8 protein-coding genes are annotated in these 20,748 nt (G+C 64.0%); all 8 read right to left on the bottom strand.

Annotation, left to right across the window (positions count from 1 at the left end; genetic code table 11):
- Nucleotides 1-11 precede the first annotated feature (11 nt).
- The 8 genes from OGV19_RS14090 to OGV19_RS14055 all read right to left on the bottom strand — a co-directional run bounded on the left by OGV19_RS14090 (nt 12) and on the right by OGV19_RS14055 (nt 20,700).
- Nucleotides 12-596 carry a class I SAM-dependent methyltransferase gene (locus OGV19_RS14090; RefSeq protein WP_264309337.1) on the bottom strand — a complete coding sequence of 195 codons (585 nt, stop codon included), beginning with the start codon at nt 594-596 and terminating at the stop codon, nt 12-14.
- Nucleotides 597-812: 216 nt separating this feature from the next.
- Nucleotides 813-1,640 carry an outer membrane lipoprotein-sorting protein gene (locus tag OGV19_RS14085; protein ID WP_264309336.1) on the bottom strand — a complete coding sequence of 276 codons (828 nt, stop codon included), beginning with the start codon at nt 1,638-1,640 and terminating at the stop codon, nt 813-815.
- Between the two features lie 4 nt (nt 1,641-1,644).
- Nucleotides 1,645-2,451 (bottom strand): thioesterase II family protein, encoded by an 807-nt coding sequence (locus tag OGV19_RS14080; RefSeq protein WP_264309335.1) that lies wholly within the window; start codon nt 2,449-2,451, stop codon nt 1,645-1,647.
- A complete protein-coding gene (locus tag OGV19_RS14075) occupies nt 2,432-4,972 on the bottom strand; it encodes an efflux RND transporter permease subunit (protein WP_264309334.1) in 2,541 nt (846 codons plus the stop codon). The genes OGV19_RS14080 and OGV19_RS14075 overlap by 20 nt, the downstream gene beginning before the upstream one ends.
- A 52-nt stretch (nt 4,973-5,024) precedes the next feature.
- Nucleotides 5,025-6,710 (bottom strand): FAD-dependent monooxygenase, encoded by a 1,686-nt coding sequence (locus OGV19_RS14070; protein WP_264309333.1) that lies wholly within the window; start codon nt 6,708-6,710, stop codon nt 5,025-5,027.
- A 15-nt stretch (nt 6,711-6,725) separates the two neighbouring features.
- On the bottom strand, nt 6,726-7,352 hold the full coding sequence (locus OGV19_RS14065; protein WP_264309332.1) for an HAD-IB family hydrolase: 627 nt from the start codon (nt 7,350-7,352) through the stop codon (nt 6,726-6,728).
- A 30-nt stretch (nt 7,353-7,382) separates the two neighbouring features.
- Nucleotides 7,383-10,664 carry a beta-ketoacyl synthase N-terminal-like domain-containing protein gene (locus OGV19_RS14060; RefSeq protein ID WP_264309331.1) on the bottom strand — a complete coding sequence of 1,094 codons (3,282 nt, stop codon included), beginning with the start codon at nt 10,662-10,664 and terminating at the stop codon, nt 7,383-7,385.
- Between the two features lie 34 nt (nt 10,665-10,698).
- The gene (locus tag OGV19_RS14055) at nt 10,699-20,700 is read right to left on the bottom strand and encodes a type I polyketide synthase (protein WP_264309330.1); all 10,002 of its coding nucleotides are present in this window, start codon (nt 20,698-20,700) and stop codon (nt 10,699-10,701) included.
- Between the last annotated feature and the right edge of the window lie 48 nt (nt 20,701-20,748).

The following is a 20,748-nucleotide window of genomic DNA, read 5'->3' as shown; positions in this document are numbered from 1 at the left end:
AAGGGGGAACACTACGGCTTGCGCACGATGACGTCTATCCGATGCCAGTTCACTGACTCGGAGTCGATGACCATAGCGGTTTCAGTTTCACGCAGCAGGAGAATGTCCAGCCCTTCTGCAAGCCTCTGAACAGTCGGTACGCCATGAAAAGACATCTGCTCCTGGCTTGCCCAGCTGTGCCTCATGCCGAAGAAATGCCCTACGAAAACACCCCCTGGTAGCAGGGCGTCGCGAATCTGGCCCCAGAGGTGATCGAACCGCGCAGGGTGGCAAAAGGGCAGGGCAAGCCCCGCATGAATCAGCATCGACGCCGGCAGCTGGGCGAGGTACTCAAAGTCCGCCACTTTTGCGTCGAGCATGGCCGCGTCGTTCATCGAGCACTTGCTGATCGTCCGCGCGACGGCCTCAGGCTCTTTGTCGATGGCCAGGACATGCCACCCAGCCTGGATCAGTTGCCACGCCTCGTTTCCGGCGCCGCAGCCCAGGTCTACGGCGTGACGCGGGTGTTGATGTTTGACGTGATCAATTGCGCAACTGAGCAGCGGTGAGGGGGCTCGTTTGTCCGTGCGCTCATAGAAAGCATTCCAGCTCGTCATGGATTCAAGCGTCCTTACCTTTCCATGTGAATTCAGGCCATGGCGGATAAAGCCAGGCTAAAAAAGGCTGATCATAGCCCAGGGAAACGCTTGTCTTGGTTTTGGCTGTATTTCCACACGTTTCCGATGTGCAGGGGAACGATGAGGATCGATGCCTTCGTCCACGGCTGCAAACGGTGGGGAACCCAGCCCCCACCTGCAGCCTTGCCCGGTTTGTTACAACCCGATCTCCATGAACCGCCGCGTGAAAATCTTCGCGTCAATGGGTTGGTCCAGCACTTGTTCAAAGCGCACATTCGTACTGTGGCCGGTCTCCAGGTTTTTCATCGAGAACAGGTTCGGCCGCCACTCGGTAGTGCCCCCTGCAGCTGGGAACGGGCGGATATCCGAGCTGGTGCGGACCTTGAAATGCTCGCCGTTCTTGTTGAAGTAGTGTTCCTGAATGGCTGTGTAGTACTGCTGCTCAACCCAGATGATGCGTTTGCCATACAAGCCCTGCGCGATCTGTTTCGCGCTGGTCGGGATGGCTTCGACCACCCAGCAGTGGCGGTCTACGCCACTGTTGTCCTTGATGGTCTCTTCGCGCAGGATCTTGTAGCTGTGGTTCTTGACCCCCACCACGCCATCGCTGATCGACATGTCTTCATAAGTGAAGTCGGTGCCGACAAAGCTTTGCGTCTGGTCTGCCCCGGCAATGCGCCGAACCTTGCGCAGCGCGGGCAGATAGATCCAGCGGTCTGCGTCTTCATCGGCATCGGCGTTCTCCAGCGCCAGCACCCGCGTGCCTTTCACATCCTTGGGTTCGACGAACTCCAGGTAGGATTTGCGCGCCGCCTTGTTGCCGTCGTCGATGCGCAGCTTCAAGGTCCGTTCACGCACATTGCCGCGGGCATCGGTCATGGTGATGAACACGTCGCTGCTTTCGGTCAGGCCTTTGCGCGAGTCTTCGTTGAGCAGCATGACCTGCTCGCCGGTGTAGGTCTGGGCAAAGGCTGACGGCAGTACGACGCTGAGCAGCAGTGCGGCCAGGTTGAGCTTTTTCATGTTTTTACAGTTCCATTGTGTGGGTTGGGTGGACGAGGCGGCGCAGCAGGTCGATGACCTGCCGCTCTTGCTCCAGGATGAAAAAGTGCCCGCCCTGGCAGTCATGCTGTTCGAAGTGGCGATGGGTGTGCTGTGCCCAGCGCTGCATCTGCCTGGGCGTCGCCAGGGTGTCGCCGGTGCCTGCCAGCGCCACCAGGTCGGCCTGCACGCGACCGAACCGGTGGCCTTGGGCATTGAGGTTCAGGCGCAGGTCGTCGCGGATGATCGGCAGGTACATCGCCATCGCCTCGGTGTCGGCCGCCAATTGCGGCGGCAGGCAACCCAGAGACACCAAAAACTCGATCATCTGCGCGTTTGAGCACTCAGGGTCGACGTCGGTGAGGCGGGTTTCGTCCGGCACCGTACGCGCGGAAATCAGCACTTTGCTGGCGTTGCGCCCGTGGCGGTTTTCCATTTCCTGGGCCACGGCGAAGCCCAGGGCGGCGCCCAGGCTGTGGCCAAAGAACGAATACTCACCACTGACCTGGGCGTGAATGTCATCGGCAAGCTGCGTCACCAACTGCGAGAAGTCGGTCACGCGCGCTTCACGGTGGCGCCCCTCGCGGCCGGGCAGGTGCACGGCCAGCAACTGCGTCGGCGCATCGAGCGACTTCGCCCAGCGGCGATAAAAGCTCGGACCACAGCCTGCAGGCCCGAAACACACCAGTACCGGTGCGCCTTGGGGCCGTTCGCCGAACGCCATCAACGTGCGGTTCAGTGGGGCGGTTTGCATCGCCGGCCGCTGGCCGCGATCAGCTGGCAACGGGTTCAAGATGATCTTCCCCCTGCTCGACGGGTACGAAGTTGACGCAGACGCGCAGCGTGGCCGGAATCAGCAACATCGTGAAGAAGGCGCAGGCCACCATCGAAACTGCGGTCAGCAAGCCAAGGTTGACGATGGCGGCGTAGCTCGAAAGGCACAGCACGGCAAAGCCGCTGGCCAGCGACAGCGAGTTGATCAGGATTGGGCGCCCTACCGACACGACAGTCTTGGCCAGCACTTGTTCATGATTGGTGCCGGGTACTTTTGCGTAGGTGTTGTAAACACTCAGGAAGTGAATCGTGTAGTCGATGCCCACGCCGAAGCAGATGCCGCAGATCATCGCCGTGCCGATGTCCAGCGGGATGTCCAGGGCCAGCATCAGCGTGCCAATGAGGGCCAGGGTGAAGGTCATGGGCACCATGCTGACGATGGCCATCTTCAACGAACGGAAGATGGCGAGCATCATCACGGCGATGATCAGGAACGAGAACCCGAAGCTGTAGGCCTGGCTTTTGACGATCTCGGGGATGTTGCTGGCCTGGAGCTCGCCGGTACCGTAGACCTCGACGGTGACGCCCTTGGGGACGACGGTCGCGGCATAATTGCGCACGTCATCGATGATCGCTTCCCAGGTGGTGCCCCGGTCGGTATACGCCGTGGCGATGATCCGGGCGCTGCTGTAGTTGTAGTCGACGACGTCTTTGATCTCGCTGCCGTTGCCGAATTCGTAAAGCAGGAAGTACTGCGAAATCAGCTCTTCCGAGGCGTTGGCGGGTAGCTGCGGGCTGCCGTCGTCGGCCATCAGTTCATTGATGCGGTTCAGGTAGTCGGCTGGCGAGAGGGTGTAGCCGATCTGCTCGTGCTGCTTCAGGCGTTGTTCGATCAGGCGCAGGGCGTTGATGAATTCTGGGCGCTTGACCATGTCTTTGGTTTCCGAGCGCAGCCAGATGGACGCAGGGACGGTGCCGCCAAAGTATTGGTTGAGCACGTCGTTGTCCTGGCGCACGGCGGTGGACTTGGAGAATGACGAGATGTTCTCGTTGTCGACGCGTACCTGGAAGCTCATGTAGGTAGCCGCCACCAGCAGCACCAGGCTCAGGCTCATCAGGGCCCACGGTGCCTTGCGCGACAAGCGGTTGGCTGCGCTGCTGAAGCGGTCGACGAGCAGCATGAAGCTGTTGTCGTTGGCTTTCTTGATCTGTTGCTTGGGCACCTTCAGGTACGGCAGCAGGGCAGGCAGCAAGGTGATGGTGATAGCGAAGGCGAAGGCCACGCCGATGGACACGAAGATGCCAAATTCGCTGATGAAGGTCAGGTTGGTGAAGGCCATGGCGGCAAAGCCGACCACCGTGGTGAAGGACCAGATGCTCATCGGGATGAGCAGGTGGTGCATGGTCTCTTCGATCGCGGTGTGCGGGTCGCTTTCGGCGGCGCGCTCGTAATAGGCGGTGATGAAGTGGATGGAGTCAGCCACCGCGATGGAGATGATGAACACCGGGATCATGTTGGTGATGATGTTCAGCTTGAATCCCGTCGCGCTGACCAGGCCCATGGTCCAGATCAGCGACAGCACGGCGATCATCAGTGGGATCCACACGCCCTGCCAGCGACGGAAGCTGATGTACAGCAACAGCGAGATCACCAGCACCACGAACGGCAGGAAGGTGTTGTTGTCCTTCTCGACGATGTCGGTGATGGCGGCGTAATACGTGGCGGTACCACCGATTGGGAAGGCATCCTGCGAGGCGATTTCGCTGACCTGGCGCAGTACCTCGGCGTAGGCGCGCTGCAGGTTGCGCGAGTCTTCTTCGTCCACGGCCAGTTCGATCTGGATCATCGAGGCTTTGCCCTTGGGCGAAATCAGCGAGTTGACGAACATCTCGTTGTCGAAGACTTCTTCTGCCAGCTTGCTCAAGGCCTGGGCATCGACCGGCACGTCGGTCATCAGGTCGTGAACGTCCAGCGCGTCGCCATTGAGTTCGATGTTCTCGACGTCGGCCAGGCTTCTGACATTCACCACCGGGGCCACGCGAATGGTCAGGTCTGCCACATAGTCCCTGACCGCCGGCGGGCAGTCGGGCAGGGTTGCCAGATGGGCCGACAGTGCTTTGAGGTCGTTCTTGTCCCGCGCGGTGATCCCGTCGGCCAGAATCCGCCCGACCATGGCCTGGCTTTGTGGGTCGAGTGCGGCACTGCCGAGCTGTTGTGCGTCATCCTCGTCCACCAGCGTCATTTCGCTGAACTGCTGGGTAAGTGTTTTGATTGCAGCCAGGGAACGGGGGTTGAAGATGCTCTCTTCGGAGGTGACGACACCGACCAGGATCTGTTCACCGGAACCGCTGAAGTGCTGGCGCGCCTCGGCCATGAGCACGCGGCCCTTGAAGTCCTTGCCCAGCAGGAACAAAGAGGGGTTCACCTGGAGCCACAGCAGTTGCACGCAGAAGAACAGCGTGATCAGGGCCAGCGTCCCGAGGGTGGCCTTCTTGTGCCTCAATATGAAAGCAGCGTAGCGCTGAGAATAGGACGTCACAGAACGGTTCCTTGTCGTGATGGGTGAGCAGGGCAGAAGCGCGCGGGGTGGCTCATTCGCTGGCCTCCAGCGCCGCAAGGGCTTCGCCGGCGTAGGTCGGTGTGCGGCGGGTGGGGTAGAACAGTGCGAAATAACGGTGCAGTTGCTCGACCTCTGCCAGCGGGCAATGCAGCGCCAGGTAGCCATCGGGCCTTACCAGCAGCAGGCGGCCGTGCTCGACGCCCAGGGTTTCGCGCAGGGTGTCGGTAAGGTCATAGCGGGTCGCCAGGCCGCGAGCCGCGGTGGCAGTCGTAAGGTTCGGTGCGCCCATCAGGTAGGTGCGCAAAAAGTCCTTGGGCCAGTTCGATGTCTCCAGCGCCCGCTTGATCGAGTCGAGCTGGTTTTTGCTGTCAGCGGCGGGCCCGGTGAACACGAACAGCGAGTAGTGGGTGCCCTGGAGCAGGTCGAAAATGCGCAGGGCGTTGCCGGCTTTATCGCGCAGCAGCGCATCGGGCATCCGTTGCCCGGCCTTGAGGGGCGAGGTGCCTGGCGTCGAAGCGGGAACGCTCAGGGCACTGGTGTGGTAGTCGATCTGGAAGCCGGTGGCCTGGTTGACGATGCGTGCTTGAAAGCGTGCGGTGCGGGCCAGTTTTGGCACCACGGCATCACGCAGAAAACGCAGCAACGGGCGCTTCACGTTCAGCATGCGCATTTGCTGGCTGGTGTTCTTCAGCACGGTTTGTGCCACCGGCCGTCGCTCTGCCTGGTAGCTGTCGAGCAGCGCCTGTCGGGCGCCATAGTTGAGTGTGTGGGCGAGCTTCCACGACAGGTTGTAGGCATCCTGAAAACCGGTGTTGAGCCCCTGGCCGCCGATCGGGCTGTGCACGTGGCACGCGTCGCCGGCCAAGAACACCCGGCCCACGCTGTAGTCGCTGGCCAGGCGATGCTGGAAGGTAGTCACCGACAGCCATACCGGGTCGCTCAGGCTGATGTCGCCGAAGCCACGCTGTTGCAGGCTGGCATTGACCTTTTCGCAGGTCAGGTCGGCGCTGGTCAACGTGGGGTCTTGGCAGTTGATCACCACGCGGTGCTTGCCACCGGGCAGTGGGAACAGCATCAGGTAGCCGTCACCTGAGGTGAAGACATGCCCGCTGCTGTTATCGCCGCGCCATGCCAGCGTGCCATCGGCAATGATGTAAGGCTGGGGGTAGATGCCCCCGTCGAAAGTGATCCCGGTCAGTTGGCGCACGTCACTCTGGCCACCGTCACACCCTGCCAGGCGGTCGCATTGCACCTGCTCAAGGTCCGCATCGATGCCTTTGAGGGTGACCGACACGGCCTGCTCGTTCTGCTCAAGGCTGAGCAGCTCAACGCCGCGCTCCACGTGCCCGCCTGCTTGCTGGTAGTGGGCTTCGAGGAGGTCTTCGACGGTGTTCTGGGCAATGCTCGCGGTGAACGGAAAGGGCACCTGGAGCTGGCCCAGGTCATAGCTGATCAAGCGCTTGCGCTTGCTGTAGATGTGCATCTGCTCAACCTGCACGGCACGTTCGAGCAGTGCGCCCAGCAGGCCCAGGTCTTCGAAGATTTCCAGGGTGCGCGAGTGAATCGCGAAGGCCTTGGAAAACGGCTGGCGCTGCAGGCGCTTGTCGATCAGCCGGTGTGGGATGCCGAAGCGTTGCAACTGGATGCCGAGCAGCAGCCCGACCGGGCCGGCGCCGACGATCAGCACTGCGGTGGTGGTGTGTTCTGAATGGCTCATGGATGACCTCCCTAGTCACTGGGTGCAGTGTTCGAACGACCGGTAGTAGGGGTACTCGGCGATGTCCAGCAGGTTGCGGTCGCCGTCGCTGTCACCGTAGGCATGGATCACGTAGTCGCTCGGGTTGCCGAGAATCTGCCGAACCCGGACGACCTTCTCTTCGGCCTGGCAGTGCGGGCCATCGAGTTCGCCGGTCAATACCCCGTTGTGCTCCTTGAAACGCGAACCACTGATGCCATCAAACCCTGCGGCCTGGCCCCAGGGCTCTAGGTAGACGTCTGCAGAATTGCTGATCAACAGGCAACGGTGGCCTTGGGCCTGGTGCCACTTGAGGCGTGCCAGGGCTTCGGGCTTGACCCAGGCATCGATGTCCTGGCGCGCGAACACCTGGCCCAGTGCGCGGTATTTCTCGGCGCTGACGCCGGTCATGCAGCGGCGGATCATCACTTCACGCGCCGCCATCAGCGGAATCACCTTGAGGGCCAGCAACAGCGCCGTGGGCACCAGGCTGATGGCGACCAGGATGAATCGCGGCGTGCCTACCAGGCGCTGTAGAAAGCGCCAGAAGGTGTGGCGGTCGGTGAGTGTGCGGTCGAAGTCGAAGATGGCGACGACGGGTTTTTCGGGCGTTTGTGCGTGCACGAAGGGGCCTCCTTGGAATGGGGTGAAGGGTTAATGGGCGCTTTGCGGGGCGCGTACCGATCGATAACTGTCCGGCTGCAGAATCAACCCGTGGCCTTCGATCGTGCCCAGCACATTGCCGTGCTGGACGATGTGGCACCGGCTGTGGCTGCGATGCAGGTGGCCGTCCTTGAACATCAGGTCGGTGTATTCGGCGAGCAGGTAGACCGGGCTGTCCTGCTCGGCGAAGGCGTCGAAACGGATACGCATGTCGTCCAGAACAAACGGGAATTCGTGGGGCACGCCCTGGAACAGGTGGGTGCAGGCGATGCCGAACTGGCGGGCTGCCTCGATCAGGTACAGGCCGGGGATATGGTCCTGGGCATGTTCGTAGAAGAACGGGTGAGCGGCGTCATGGAAGAGTTCGGCGGCATACCAACCGGTGTCGTCGACGGCAGCGATATCACCCAGCAGCACGTTGCGTTCACAGGCTTTGTGAACGTGGCGTTTGTCCATGCGTTCGACCTGCCCCGAGTCCTGTGGGCCTTTCCATCGGGCCAGCCAGTCCAGCGCCCGGCTTTGGTCATTATGTGCGTGCTCGGTGGGGTGAGCCTGAGCATTGCCTGCTGCCGTTTCGACGAAGCTCAGCAGTTCCCCGAGTGGCCCGCTGTGCAGCAGGTCGAGGGGAATCTTGACGGCGTTGGGGTACGCTTTTTCGACACGTGTGCGCAGTTCGGCCAGCATCAGTGAATCGAAGCCGATGTCGTCGATCAGCAAGCTGTCTTCGGGCAGCGGTTGGTCCTCCATCTTCGCCAGCAAGCGGATCAGGCCAGTCACGTAATCGCGGGCATTGAGGCTGGCCAGGGCCAAGGGCTCAGGCGTGGCTTGCGGCCGGGCGGTTGTCCGTGGCGCGTCCTCGGCCGCCGCGCTCAGCGGTTCGAGCCAGTAACGCCGCCCCTGGAAGGCATAGGTGGGCAAGGCCTGCTTGCGCCGTTGCGGGTGCTGGTCCCACGCCGCAGGGTTGATCGCAGCGCCCGCCTGGTACAGGGCGGCCAGTGTAGCGGCGAGGCTGGCCCAGGCAGCCTCATGCCCACTGGGCGCAATCGGTATCAAGCGTGGGGCGGCGTGATGTGCTGGGCCGGCGCACAGGGTGCATGCCTGGCCCATCAGCAATACGCTGCCGACGGTGTCGCTGGCCAACGCTTGTGCAAGCGCTTGCGGGCCCAGTGCCTGAGTCACCTGCGGGTCGCTTTTTGCGCCGTTGCCATAAAGGTGGGTCAGCCCCGGTGTATCGTTGGGCAGGCTGTCGATCGCGGTGATTGCCTGGTGCAGTGTCTGGTTGCCGGTGATGGCGGCCGCCACCGGCGCCATCGCGCCTTGCGCGAGGATCCAGCGCGGTTCGATCCCCAGCGAACGCCACAGGGTTGCAACGCCGTAGAACAAGGCGGCATCGAACAGGCGCAGGTCGCGGTGGTCGTGGGCCTGTGCCAGTGCGTCCTCGGGCAGGTCGCGGGCCAGTTGGTGCTGCGCAGTGTGCAGAAACTCATGGAGCGCTGGGCGGAACGCTGGATGCTGCTCGAACAACCGCTGGTAGTGCTGCCTGCTCTGCGCGTCGAATTCGCCAATGGCCCAGCCGGTCAGGGCAGCAGCGCCGTGCTGGCCGGTAGCAAGCGGCTCGCCGGCCAACGCTCGCTGCAACGCCTCGACCAGTTCGTTGCGGTTGTTGCCACTGACGGCGATACGCTTTTCGAATACCCGGCGCCCGCTGTTTTGTGAGTAGCAGATATCGGCTGCAGCTTGCTCGTCACTGGCCGCTAACAGGCCGAGCAACTGGCCGGCGTAGGCCTTGAGCGCGGCCTCTTCGCGGGCACTGATGCACAGCAGATGAGGCAGGTTCGCCTGGCCGGCATCGCTATGCGCCGGCGGGGTGTAGGACGCCAGGATGATGTGCGCGTTGGTGCCACTGAAGCCGAACGAACTCACCCCCGCCAGGCGCGGGGCAGCCGCTGCCTCAGCGGGCTGAGTGGAGCACGGCCAGGCCTGGCGCTCGACGCAGATCTGGATGTTCTCGGCGTGCAGGTCGACAAAGGGGTTGGCATCGTGAAAGTGCAGTTGAGGCGGGATCAGCCCCTGCTGCAAGGCTTTGGCCACCTTGATGATGCCGGCGACACCCGCGGCGGATTCGCTGTGGCCGATGTTGGTTTTAAGTGAGCCCACCAGCAACGGCGCGGCGCGCTCTGCGGCTTGCCCGTATACATTGCCCAGCGCTTGCAGTTCGATCGGGTCGCCGAGCTTGGTGCCGGTGCCGTGAGCTTCGACATAGGCGACATCCTTGGCGGCGACCCGGGCATTGGCCAGCGCACTGCGAATGACCCGGACCTGCGCAGGCCCGTTCGGGGCCATGATGCCCTGGCTCAAACCGTCCTGATTCACCGCAGAGCCGCGGATCACGGCATACACGCGATCGCCCTCGGCAATCGCCCGGGACAGGCGCTTGAGCACCAGCACACCACAGCCTTCGGCGCGTACATAGCCGTTGGCCGACGCGTCGAAGGCCTTACACTGGCCTTGCGGAGAGTGCATCATCGCCTGGGACTGGGCGATTGATGTGGCCGGCGCGAGCAGCACATTGCAGCCACCGGCCAGGGCGAAGTCACACTCGTTCTGACGCAGGCTCTGGCAGGCCAGGTGCACGCTGACCAGTGAGGACGAGCAGGCGGTGTTGAGGGTGATGCACGGCCCTTTGAAGTCAAAGGTGTACGACACCCGGCCCGAATGCACGCTTTCATGGTTGCCGGCATTCATGTGCGCGGCGATTTCATCCAGGCCCAGGTGGCGCACCAGCAGGTCGGAGTGGTCCTTGTTCATGATCCCGGTGAACACCCCGGCATTCGCACCGCGCACGGTGTCGGGCGCCATGCCGGCATCTTCGAGCGCCTGCCAGGTCACTTCGAGCAGGATGCGCTGCTGCGGGTCCATGCACTCGGCTTCGCGCGGGGTGATCCCGAACAGCTCGGCATCGAAGCGCAGCACGTCGTCGAGCAACCCGGCACTGGGGGAGTAGGTCTTGCCCGGCAACGGCATCTGCGCATCGAAATGCCGTTGCTGGTCCCAGCGCTGGTCGGTCAGCGGCGATACGCTGTCGACCCCTTCGCAGAGGTTGGCCCAGAACTGTTCGACACCGCTGTCGGCGCCGGGGTAGCGGCAACCGATCCCGACAATGGCGATGGCTTCGTGCTGTTGGTCCTTGAGCGTCTCCAGCTCATGGTTGAGCCGTTTTATTTTTCGCAGCGCGTTTTCCATGAGCGCCCGGCTATCGTTGTGTTGCGTCATGCGTGGGGTTCCTTTCACGTGGGGTGGGGGCGGCTCACAGGGCTTCATCGGCCAGCATGGCCAGGAGTTCGGCATCGCTCAGGTCGCTGAAATTGTCTTCGCTGACGGGGGCGGTCGCGGCTCGCGCTGGGGCCTGCGCATCACGCGGTGCGTCAAGCGGCGGGTACAGTTGGTCGGCGATGAACGCGCTCATCGCGCGCACGGTGGGGTAGTCGAACAGCAAGGTGGCGGGGAGTTTTCGGCCAAGGATCTGCGCCAACTTGTTGCGCAGCTCCAGTGCCATCAGCGAATCCAGGCCCTCCGATTGCAGCGGCTCGTTGACGTCCAGCAACTGGCGGTCGTTCATGGCCATGATGTCCCTGGCCATTTTCAACACGAACTGCTCGATGCAGGCCCGACGCTGCGGCGCGGCCAACTGATCGCACTCGCTGCGCAAGGCGGCCAGGTCGGCCAGGTAGCGGGTACTGTCGGCGGGCCTTCTGACCAACCCGGACAGCAGCGAATGTTGTGCGCGTTGGCTGACTGCCGCGTGAATCTGCGTCCAGTCGATGTCGATCACCGTGGGGTTGGCGTGCGCCGTGCCGGCCAAGGCCAGCATCGCCTCCAGCGCCTCCTGGGGGGCCAGCAAGCCCACGCCGGGGGCGCGCTGGAAGTTGGCCGCGCGGCCGGTCGCATGGGCCATGCCGTCACCCTTCCATGGCCCCCAGTTGATGCTCAGCCCGCACAGGCCGTTGGCCCGGCGCTGGGTGGCCAGTTGGTCGAGGAAGGCATTGGCCGCAGCGTAATTGCCCTGGCCTGGGGAGCCGAACACGGTGGCCGCCGAGGAGAACAGCACGAACCAGCTCAAAGGGCGTGCCTGGGTGGCCTGGTGCAGCCACCAGGCGCCTTGGGTTTTCGCGGCGAGCGGTGCCTGGAAGTCATCCCAGGTCTGCGCGCCGAGCAAGCCGTCACGCAGGCTGCCGGCGCAGTGGAATACCCCGTCTAGCGGCGGCAGGGTACGGTCGATCTCGTCGAACAGCGCCATCACGCGGGGCTGCTGGGCGACGTCGCAAGACCTGAGCAGCACCGAGGCGCCCAGTGCTTGCCAGCGTGCAAGCTGCGGCGCAATTTTCGCCACCTCGGTGGTGCGGGCCACCAGTACCAGGTGGCGGCCACCACGCTGGATGATGAGGTCCGCCAGGCTCAGGCCGATGGCGCCGAGGCCACCGGTGATCAAGTAGCTGCGGTCGGCGTGGAATACGGCCTGCGCCGGGGCGACAGGCGCATAGGGCAGTGCGCTCAGGCGGGCAACCTGGCGAGCATCACCGGTGTAACGGATTTCACTTTCGTTGTCGTCCAGCCCAAGCTCGCTGTACAGGCAATCGACACGCTCTTGCAGCGCCTGAGCCGCTACGCTGACGTGCTTGATGCGGGCCTGCGGATGCTCTTCGCCCATCACCTTGGCCAGCCCGCGCAGCATGCCCGCGATTGGCGCTGCGGGGGCAGTGTGGGTGTCGTGGGCAACGGCAAACGTCCAGTCCGGCTCGCTCCCGGCCTTCAGGCACATCTGCTGGACCGCAAGTACCGGCAGCAGCAGGGCGCGTTGCTGCGCCGACAGGTCCTGTGCATCTGCCGGCAGATGATCAAGGCCTTGCAAGTGGATGACCTGCTGGATCGCGTGCCCCTGGGTCAATGGCTCCAGCAGCGCCGCAAGGCCTTCTGGCAGCCGATCCAGGTCATAGCGCACAAGGCCGGGTTGCTCGCTGTCCGCATCGCTAGCGAGCAGCAGGCAACGCACCCCGGCATGCTCCAGCCGTTGGCGCAAGGCGTGGGCATGGCCGCTGCGGTCAGCCAGGATCAGCCATAGCGGTTTGCTGCCCATGACCGCCAATGGCTGGTGAGCCAAGGGCGTGGCGCCTGCCACCCAGTCGATGTGATAGGCAAGCGATGGCTTGTGCTTGAGCGAATCGATCAGCACCGATTTCGGCGCGCGTTTGCTGCGCAGCGCCTCGACGGTCACCACCGGCTCGCCGGCCTCGTCATAAACCGTCAGCCGGTGGCTGTACGCCTCCAGTTCTGCTTCGCCGGCATGCTGGGGTGCTGCAGACAGGCATTGCACGTGGCACCACAACGGCCCTTTGACCTGCTTGAGAACGCGCATGGCATCGATGGCGAACGGAATGTACAGGGTGTCACGCCCGCCAAGGCTCAGGTGCGTGTCATACGAGGCGGCGGCACTGGTCTGGAAGAAGGCATCCATCAGCCCCGGCGCCACGATGTAGGCGGTCTCGGCGTTTTGTGGCGCACGTAGACGTGCCAGCGCTTGCCCAGGGCGGCGCCAAATGCGCTCGACCCAGCGGAACCCCCCTTCCAGGGCATAGCCGGCAGCGGCCATTTCGCTGTAGAAGCGCTCGCCATCCAGTTGCTGCTCAAGGCCCTGGCAGAGTTGCTGCGGGTCAAAGCTGTGCTCAACCCCAACTGCGCTTGCGGGTAACCGGGGGCTGAGGGTGCTGGTGAAGTGCTGCTGCCACGGGCCCTCGTCGCCCTCGGTGCGGCTGTAGCCTGCGATCGACAGGCGCTGGTCGGCCTGGCGGCTGACCAGGTACTGGAACTGTTTGGCTTCATCGTCGGCGAACACCATGGCGGCCGGGAAGGTGATGTCGCTCAACTCGTAGCCCAGGGCCTGGTCAAGGTTTTCGGCAATCAGCGCGCTCAGCGCCAGGTGTGTGGCACCGGCGATGACGATCGTCCCGTAAAGGCGATGGTCGGCGATCGGGAACGGCGCCTGTGCGTCGAAGCGGGTCTGGTAGATCACCTCGCCTGTGGCACTGACGGTTTTTTGCCCCAGTACCGGTAGCTCGGCCGGCCGGCTGTTGCCCTGCGAACGCTGCGCAGGGAACAGCGCCGGGCCTTGTTGTTGCGGCCAGAAGTGGCTGCGCTGGAAGGCATAGGCAGGCAGGGCGGTGCGCAGGTAGGGGCGAGTTGAAGGGAATACGGCCGACCAGTCGGGTGTGACCTGCTGGGCATAGAGTGCGCCCAGGGTGCTCAGCATGTGCCGGCGAGCCTCGGCTTTGGCCTTCAGTGAAGACAGCCAGACTATCTGTGAACCCTCCAGGCAACGCCTGGCCATGCCGATGAGCTGGGTACCAGGGCCGACCTCCAGGCCGACCTGGGGCGCCAGGGTGGCGAGCGTCGCCAAGGCCTCGTTGAACAACACCGGGGCCCGTACATGCTCGACCCAGTAATCGGCACAGGCGTTCTCACCGTTCAGCACCGTGCCGGTCACCGTCGATACGAAGGTGATAGTGGCCGGCTTGAAGCGGATACCTTCGGCCACGCGGCGGAAGGCGTCGAGCATCGGCGCCATCAAAGGCGAATGGAAGCCATGGGAAACGCGCAGTGACTGGGTGTCGATGGCCTCGCTGGCGCACAGCGCGATCAACCGCTGCAGCGTCTGCGAGCAACCGGCAACCACGGTGTTCGCCGGGCCGTTGTGGGCCGCGACCGACAGCTGCTGTGCCACGTCACCGAGCCTGGCCAGCAAGGCCTGGGTTTCGCCGCGGCTGGCATGCACCACCAGCATCGAGCCGGTTTCGCACTGTTCGACCATCAGGCGTGCACGGGCACAGATCAGACGCACTGCATCTTCCAGGCTCATCACGCCGGCCAGGCACGCAGCGGCGTACTCGCCGACGCTGTGGCCCAGCACGTAGTCCGGTACCACGCCCCAACCCATCCATTGCTTGCCCAAGGCATATTGCAGGGCGAACAGCGCCGGCTGGGTGTAGTAGGTGTTGTCCAGGCGTGCGGCATCCTCGGCCCACAGTACCTCCAGGATCGAGCCTGGCAACTGTGCCTGCATCAGCGCCGCGCACTGGTCCAGCGCTTGCTTGAACAACGACCCCTGCACATAAAGGGCACGGCCCATGCCCAGGTACTGGCTGCCCTGGCCGGTAAACAGGAAGGCCACCCGGGTGGCGCTGTGGGCGCTGCGGCGGGGTGCTTCGAGCATGGGGTGCTGCAACTGCTGGCACAGTTCGTCGGCCGTGCTGGCGACGAACGCCTCGCGTACCTCGAAATGCACGCGCCGGGTACTGGCACTGTGGCAAAGGCTGGGCAGGTCACTGACGCCCCCTTGCAGGCGTGCGACATAACGGCGCTTGAGCGCCTCCAGTGCTGCTGTGCTGCGTGCCGACAGCGCCAGCAGGCAAGGCTCGTCGACAGGCTCGGCAGGCACCTGTTGTTGCACCTCTGGGGCGCCAGCGAGGATCAGGTGAGCATTGGTGCCACTGAAACCGAACGAGCTGACAGCACCCGTCGCCGGCCCGGTGGTGGCGGGCCACGGGCGTGGCTGGTCGGCGACGATCACGCTGGGCGTTTGCCCCAGCAGGTTTGCGCTGAAGTGCGGGTTGAGCGTGTTCAGGTGCAGGTTGCGGGCGATGGTGCGGTGTTGCAGCATCAAGGACAGCTTGATCAGGCTGGCAACCCCGGCCGCCGCCTCGGTGTGGCCCAGGTTGGTCTTGACTGAGCCCACATAGAGCGGGCTAGTGCCTGCGCGCTGGCCGTACACCGCCTCGATGGCGTGCATTTCGATGGGGTCGCCCAGCGGGGTACCGGTACCGTGCGCCTCCAGGTATTGAATGTGCTCAGGCTCCATGCCGGCTTGCCCCAGCGCAGCGCGCATGACCCGCTCCTGCGCCGGCCCACTGGGCGCGGTCAGGCCTTGGCTGCGGCCATCCTGATTGATGCTGCAGCCCTTGATCACGCTCAGCACCTGGTCACCGTCGCGCAGTGCGTCTTCAAGCGGCTTGAGCAGGACCAGCCCGCACCCTTCGGAACGCACGTAGCCGTTGGCACGCTGGTCGAAGGTTTTGCAGCGCCCGTCGGGCGACAGCATGTGCGCTTTGGACAAGGCGATGTTGGTGTGTGGCGACAGGGTCAGGTTTACCCCGCCGGCCAGCGCCACCGAGCATTCGCCGTGACGCAGGCTCTGGCAGGCGAGGGCGACGCTGACCAGGCTCGAAGAGCAGGCTGTGTCGATGGCGATGGCAGGGCCTTCCCAGCCCAGGAAATACGCCAGACGCCCGGCATTGACGCTGATCGAGTTGCCGGTGGCGAAATAGGCGCTGGTTTGCGGCGCCCCCGGTGCATTGAGAATGTGGCTGTACTCATTGGGGCCACAGCCTACGAATATGCCGCCGTTGGCCACCGCTGCCGGGGTAATGCCGGCGTTTTCCAGGGTTTCCCAGCCCACCTCCAGCAACAGGCGTTGTTGCGGGTCCATGCTGATGGCTTCTTGCGCACTGATGTTGAAGAAGCGGTTGTCGAAATGGCCGACGTCATCGAGCAAACCACCCCAACGGCTGTACATCTTCCCTGGCGCATCGGGGTCGGCGTCGTAGTATTCGTCGTGATTCCAGCGTGCATTGCCGACTTCACCGACCCCGTCGACGCCATCGACCAGCATCTGCCAGAAGGACTCGGCATCGCTCACCCCGCCAGGGTAGCGACAGCCGATACCAATGATCGCGATGTCCTGTACGGCGGTGGCGCGTTGGCTGGCGTCTGGCGCTGGCAGTGCGGCAGTGTCCGGGCCGCTGCCGGCTGTGTGCAGCGACAGCAGGTAGTCGCCCAGGCGGGCCAGGCTTGGGTAGTCGAACAGCAGGCTGACCGGCAGCGCTTCGCCGGTCAGTGCCGACAGGCGATTGCGCAATTGCACGGCCATCAACGAGTCCAGGCCCATCTCGATCAACGGCGCGTCGCTGCTGAAGCCGGCCATGGCTTCATTGCCCGACACATCGGCGATGCTTTCACGCAAGAGGCTTTCGATCGCTTTGGCCGGGGCTTGCGGGTGCATGCGCTGCAGGTAGGCGCGCAGTGGCGAGTCGGTGTTGGCGGCCGCAGACGGCCGCGGGCGTTGTGCCTGAGCATAAAGACGCAGCAGCGCGGGGCCCGTTTGATCCAGTGACAGCTGTTCCAGCGCCTGGGGCTGAAGATTGAGCAGCACCGGGTTGTACGGGGCACTCGGCAACAGGCGCAAGAACAGATCGAACCCTTCATCTGGCTCGATCAACGCCAGGCCCTGAGCACGCAGGGTGGCCGCGGCGGTGCCTGCACTGGCCATGCCGGCACCCGCCCAAGGCCCCCAGGCCAAACTGGTGGCGACCAGGCCTTGGGCGACACGGTAGGCGGCCAGTTCGTCGAGGAAGCTGTTGGCAGCGCAATAAGCGCCCTGGGCGTAGTTGCCAAACACGGCCGAGGCGGACGAAAACAGGGCGAAGAAGTCCAGTTGCAGCGGGCAGGTCAGTTCATGTAGATGCCAGCCACCGGTGATTTTCGGCGCCAGCACAGACGCTGTGGCCGCAGCGGTCATTTGGTCGAGCCGGCCGTCGCTCAGGGCGCCGGCCGCATGCACGACACCGGCCAGGGGCAGTAATGACTGGCCACATTCGGCGATCAGTGCGCCCAAGGCCAGACGATCGCAGACATCCAGCGTAAACAGCCGGACATCGCAACCGAGTACGCCCAAGCCGTCGAGCAACGCTTGCTGGGTGGCGCTCGGCTCGCTACGGCGCGACACCAGCAGCAACTGCCCGGCGCCACGGCGGGCCAGGCCCTGGGCGATGGCAAGGCCCAGCGCGCCGAGGCCACCGGTGATCAGGTAACTGCGCCCCGCCTTGAGGCTGAGCGCCTCGGCCGGGCTGGCTGGCGCGAGCGTTTCCAGGCGGCATTCGTAGACGTTGTTCTGCTTGATGCGCACTTCGAAAGGCACGCCGGTATCGGCCGCACGGGCGACCCAGGCCAGCAGCCGTTTGGCATCGTCAGCCAGCGAACCTGCGGGGCGCAGGTCGATCTGGTTGAAGCGCAACTGCGGGTATTCCTGCGCCAGGGTCTTGGTTACGCCGACACCGCCGCTGTGGACCAGGCGATCGAGCGGGTCGGTGTTGTAGTGCGCGACCACGAAACGCGCCCCAGCCGCGAGGCAACTGGCCGAGCAGATGCGCGTGCTCAGCGCGATGAACCGGTTGATGGATTCAGGTGCGTGCTGACCGATGTCGGTGCCGCTGGCGCAGGCCACGTACAGCACACCGTCAAACCGTTCGAGGCCTTGGCCAAGGGCGCTGTCCACATCGCTGACGAGGACTTTGCGCACTGCGCCATCCTCGACGGCTGCCAGAAAATCGGCCGACTCACTGACCATCAACCAGCGCCCGTCCAGCGCCAGTGGCTCGCCCAGGCTGGCGCTGACCTGCCATTGCCGCTGAGCCCGCAGGTGCACGACCTCGGGCGAATTCGACGGGCGCGCGTCACGCAGCCGGACGGGGCTCATCTTGCCGCCGTTGACCCAATAGGGCTTTTCGTCGAGCACTTCGACTGGCAAGGCGAGCTTGCGCGCAGGGCTGCCGGGGATGCGGGCGAGCACGCCCTGCACATACAGCCGGGCCAGGTTGTCGCGCAGCAGGTGTTGCTCATCTTGGCCCTTGCGCAGCGAGTACAGCGTTGCACGCAGGTCATCGGTCGGCAGGCTGCGGCTGGCCAGATCGACCAGGGTAGGGCTCGGGCCGACTTCCAGCAGGCCGTGCGGTTGTTCTTGCGCCAGTGTCACCAGGGCCTGGTGAAACTCAACGGGTGCTGCCACCTGGTGAGCCCAGTAGGCGGGGTCGCACAGCTCGGTGTCGACGCGTCGACCGAGCACGGTCGAGTAGAACGCCACGGTAGGGGCGCTGTAGTGAACTTGTGCGGCGTATGCCTTGAAGGCGTCGAGCATCGGCGACATCAGCGCCGAATGGAATGCCCGCGACACGTTGAGTGCGTTGCTGCGGATACCGCGTTGATCCAGCTCGGCCTTGATCTGCTCGACCACCGGGCTGCTGCCGGAGATCACCAGGTCATTGGGCCCGTTATCGGCGGCGATGGAGACCTGCCCGGCAAACGGGGCGATCAGTTGCTCGATGGCCAACCGCTCGGCTTTGACGGCGAGCATGCTGCCTGCAACCGTCATGCTGTGCATCAAGTGGCCGCGCTGGATGATCAGGCGCAGGCCATCTTCCATCGAAAAGACCCCGGCAGCGCAGGCTGCAGCGTACTCGCCCAGGCTGTGCCCGATAACGGTCGCAGGCGCGATGCCAAGGCTGGCCCAGAGGCGGGTCAGGGCATACTGGAGACAGAAAATCGCAGGTTGGGTGTACTGGGTCTCGCTCAACGCCTGCGTGCGCTCGCCCCACAGCACATCTTTGATGCTATGGCCGAGCGCCTCGGTGTAGAGCGCATCGCACTGCTCCAGTGCTTCGCGGAATGCCGCCTGCGTGGCGTAGAGCTGCTGGCCCATGCCGGCGTACTGTGAACCCTGGCCGGTGAACAGCATGCACATCTCGGCGCGCGCGCCCGGTATTGCACCCTGATGAACCTGGGCGGGGCGTTCGCCGGCGGCAAACCGCTGCAACAGCGCCTGAGCGTCTTCTGCACGGTCGGCGACCACGCTCAGGCGGTGCTTGGCGTTGTGTCGGTAGGCATTGCTGCTGCTGCAGATGTCGGCGTAGGGCAGGGTGCTGTCGCGCAGGAAGTCGCTCCAGCGCACGCTGGTCTGTGCCAGGGTTTCGGCGCTCGTGGCGCAGAAGGTCAGCACGCCTGGGAAGTGCTCGGCTGGCGGCTGTTGCGCCTCTTCTGCCGAGGACAGGACCATGTGCACATTGGTGCCGCTCAGGCCAAATGCGCTGACGCCGGCATGGCGCAGTGCCTCCTGCTGTGGCCAGGGGCGGCACTGGGTGGGCACTTCGAGCTTGTCAGTCGCCCAGTTGATATGCGGATTGGGCTTGGCAAAATGCAGGTGCGGCACAATCAGTTGATGCTTGAGCGAAAGGCACAACTTGATGAGCGCGGCAATGCCCGCGGCCGATTCGAGGTGGCCGATGTTGGTCTTCACCGAGCCGATGAGCAATGGGTTTTCGGCGGGGGCCTGGCGCAAGGCGCGCAGCAGGGCGTTGACTTCGATGGGGTCGCCCAGCGGGGTACCGGTGCCGTGGGTTTCCACATAGTCGATGTCGCCGGGGCTGAGCCGGGCCTGCTTGAGTGCCTGCTCGATCACCTCCTGTTGCATGCGCCCGTTGGGGGCTGTCAGGCCATTGCTGGCGCCGTCGTGGTTGACCGCCGAGCCACGGATTACCGCGTAGATGTGGTCATTGTCCAGGCGCGCCTGGCTCAAGGTCTTGAGCACGACCACACCACAGCCTTCGCCGCGCACGTAGCCGTCGGCCTCGGCATCGAAGGTGCGGCATAGCCCATGGCGGGACAAGGCCTGCATTCTGGACAGGCCGATGCTGTTCTCCGGCGACAGGATCAGGTTGACGCCGCCCGCCAGGGCCATTGTCGATTCGCCTGCTCGTAAGCTCTTGCAGGCCAGGTGCACGCTGAGCAACGAGGAGGAACAGGACGTATCCAGCGCCAATGCCGGCCCATGGAAGCCGAACAGATAGGCAATGCGCCCGGCCGCCACGCTGTGCGCATTGCCAAGGCAGGCGTAGGCGTCAATGGCCTCTGGTACCAGGGGGTCGACGGCCAAGCGTGAGTAGTCGCTGGTACTCATGCCCAGAAATACGCCGGTCTTGCTGCCCTTCAGCGCGGGCAGGTCGAGGTTGGCGTTACGCAGGGCTTCCCAGCAGACCATCAGCAACAGGCGTTGCTGTGGATCCATCGCGTTCGCTTCATGGGCTGGAAGCTTGAATCGCTGGGCGTCGAAATGATCGACCCGGTCGAGCAAACCGGCATGCTGGCTGTAGAGTTTGCCGGCGGCTTCGGCATCGGGGTGGTAGTAATCGGCCGATGACCAGCGCGCGTCGCCCATGTCACGCACCGCACAGACGCCTTCCTTGAGCAGCTGCCAGAACGCCTCGGGCGTATTGGCCCCGCCGGGGAACCGGCAACCCATGCCGACGATGGCGATGGGCTCGTCGATCCCGGCCTGCAGGTGCTCGACTTTTTGCCTCAGGCTGAGGATTTCAGAGACAGAGTTTGCCAGAAGCGCCTTGATGCCCGAAGGCTGAGTGTCTGTCGATTTCAATGTGTTTGCTCTCAAGAATTTAACCATCACTCGCACGGCTGCGAGCTG

The organism is Pseudomonas putida, from assembly GCF_025905425.1.
Taxonomy (GTDB): domain Bacteria; phylum Pseudomonadota; class Gammaproteobacteria; order Pseudomonadales; family Pseudomonadaceae; genus Aquipseudomonas; species Aquipseudomonas putida_AF.
Note: the sequence above shows the minus strand (reverse complement) of the source record. Positions and strands in the feature narration are given on the sequence as shown.

Bases quoted from the DNA above. Each gene is read 5' to 3' on its own strand.
- OGV19_RS14090 (WP_264309337.1), bottom strand. From the start codon at position 596: ATGACGAGCTGGAATGCTTTCTATGAGCGCACGGACAAACGAGCCCCC.
- OGV19_RS14060 (WP_264309331.1), bottom strand. From the start codon at position 10,664: ATGACGCAACACAACGATAGCCGGGCGCTCATGGAAAACGCGCTGCGA.
- OGV19_RS14085 (WP_264309336.1), bottom strand. From the start codon at position 1,640: ATGAAAAAGCTCAACCTGGCCGCACTGCTGCTCAGCGTCGTACTGCCG.
- OGV19_RS14070 (WP_264309333.1), bottom strand. From the start codon at position 6,710: ATGAGCCATTCAGAACACACCACCACCGCAGTGCTGATCGTCGGCGCC.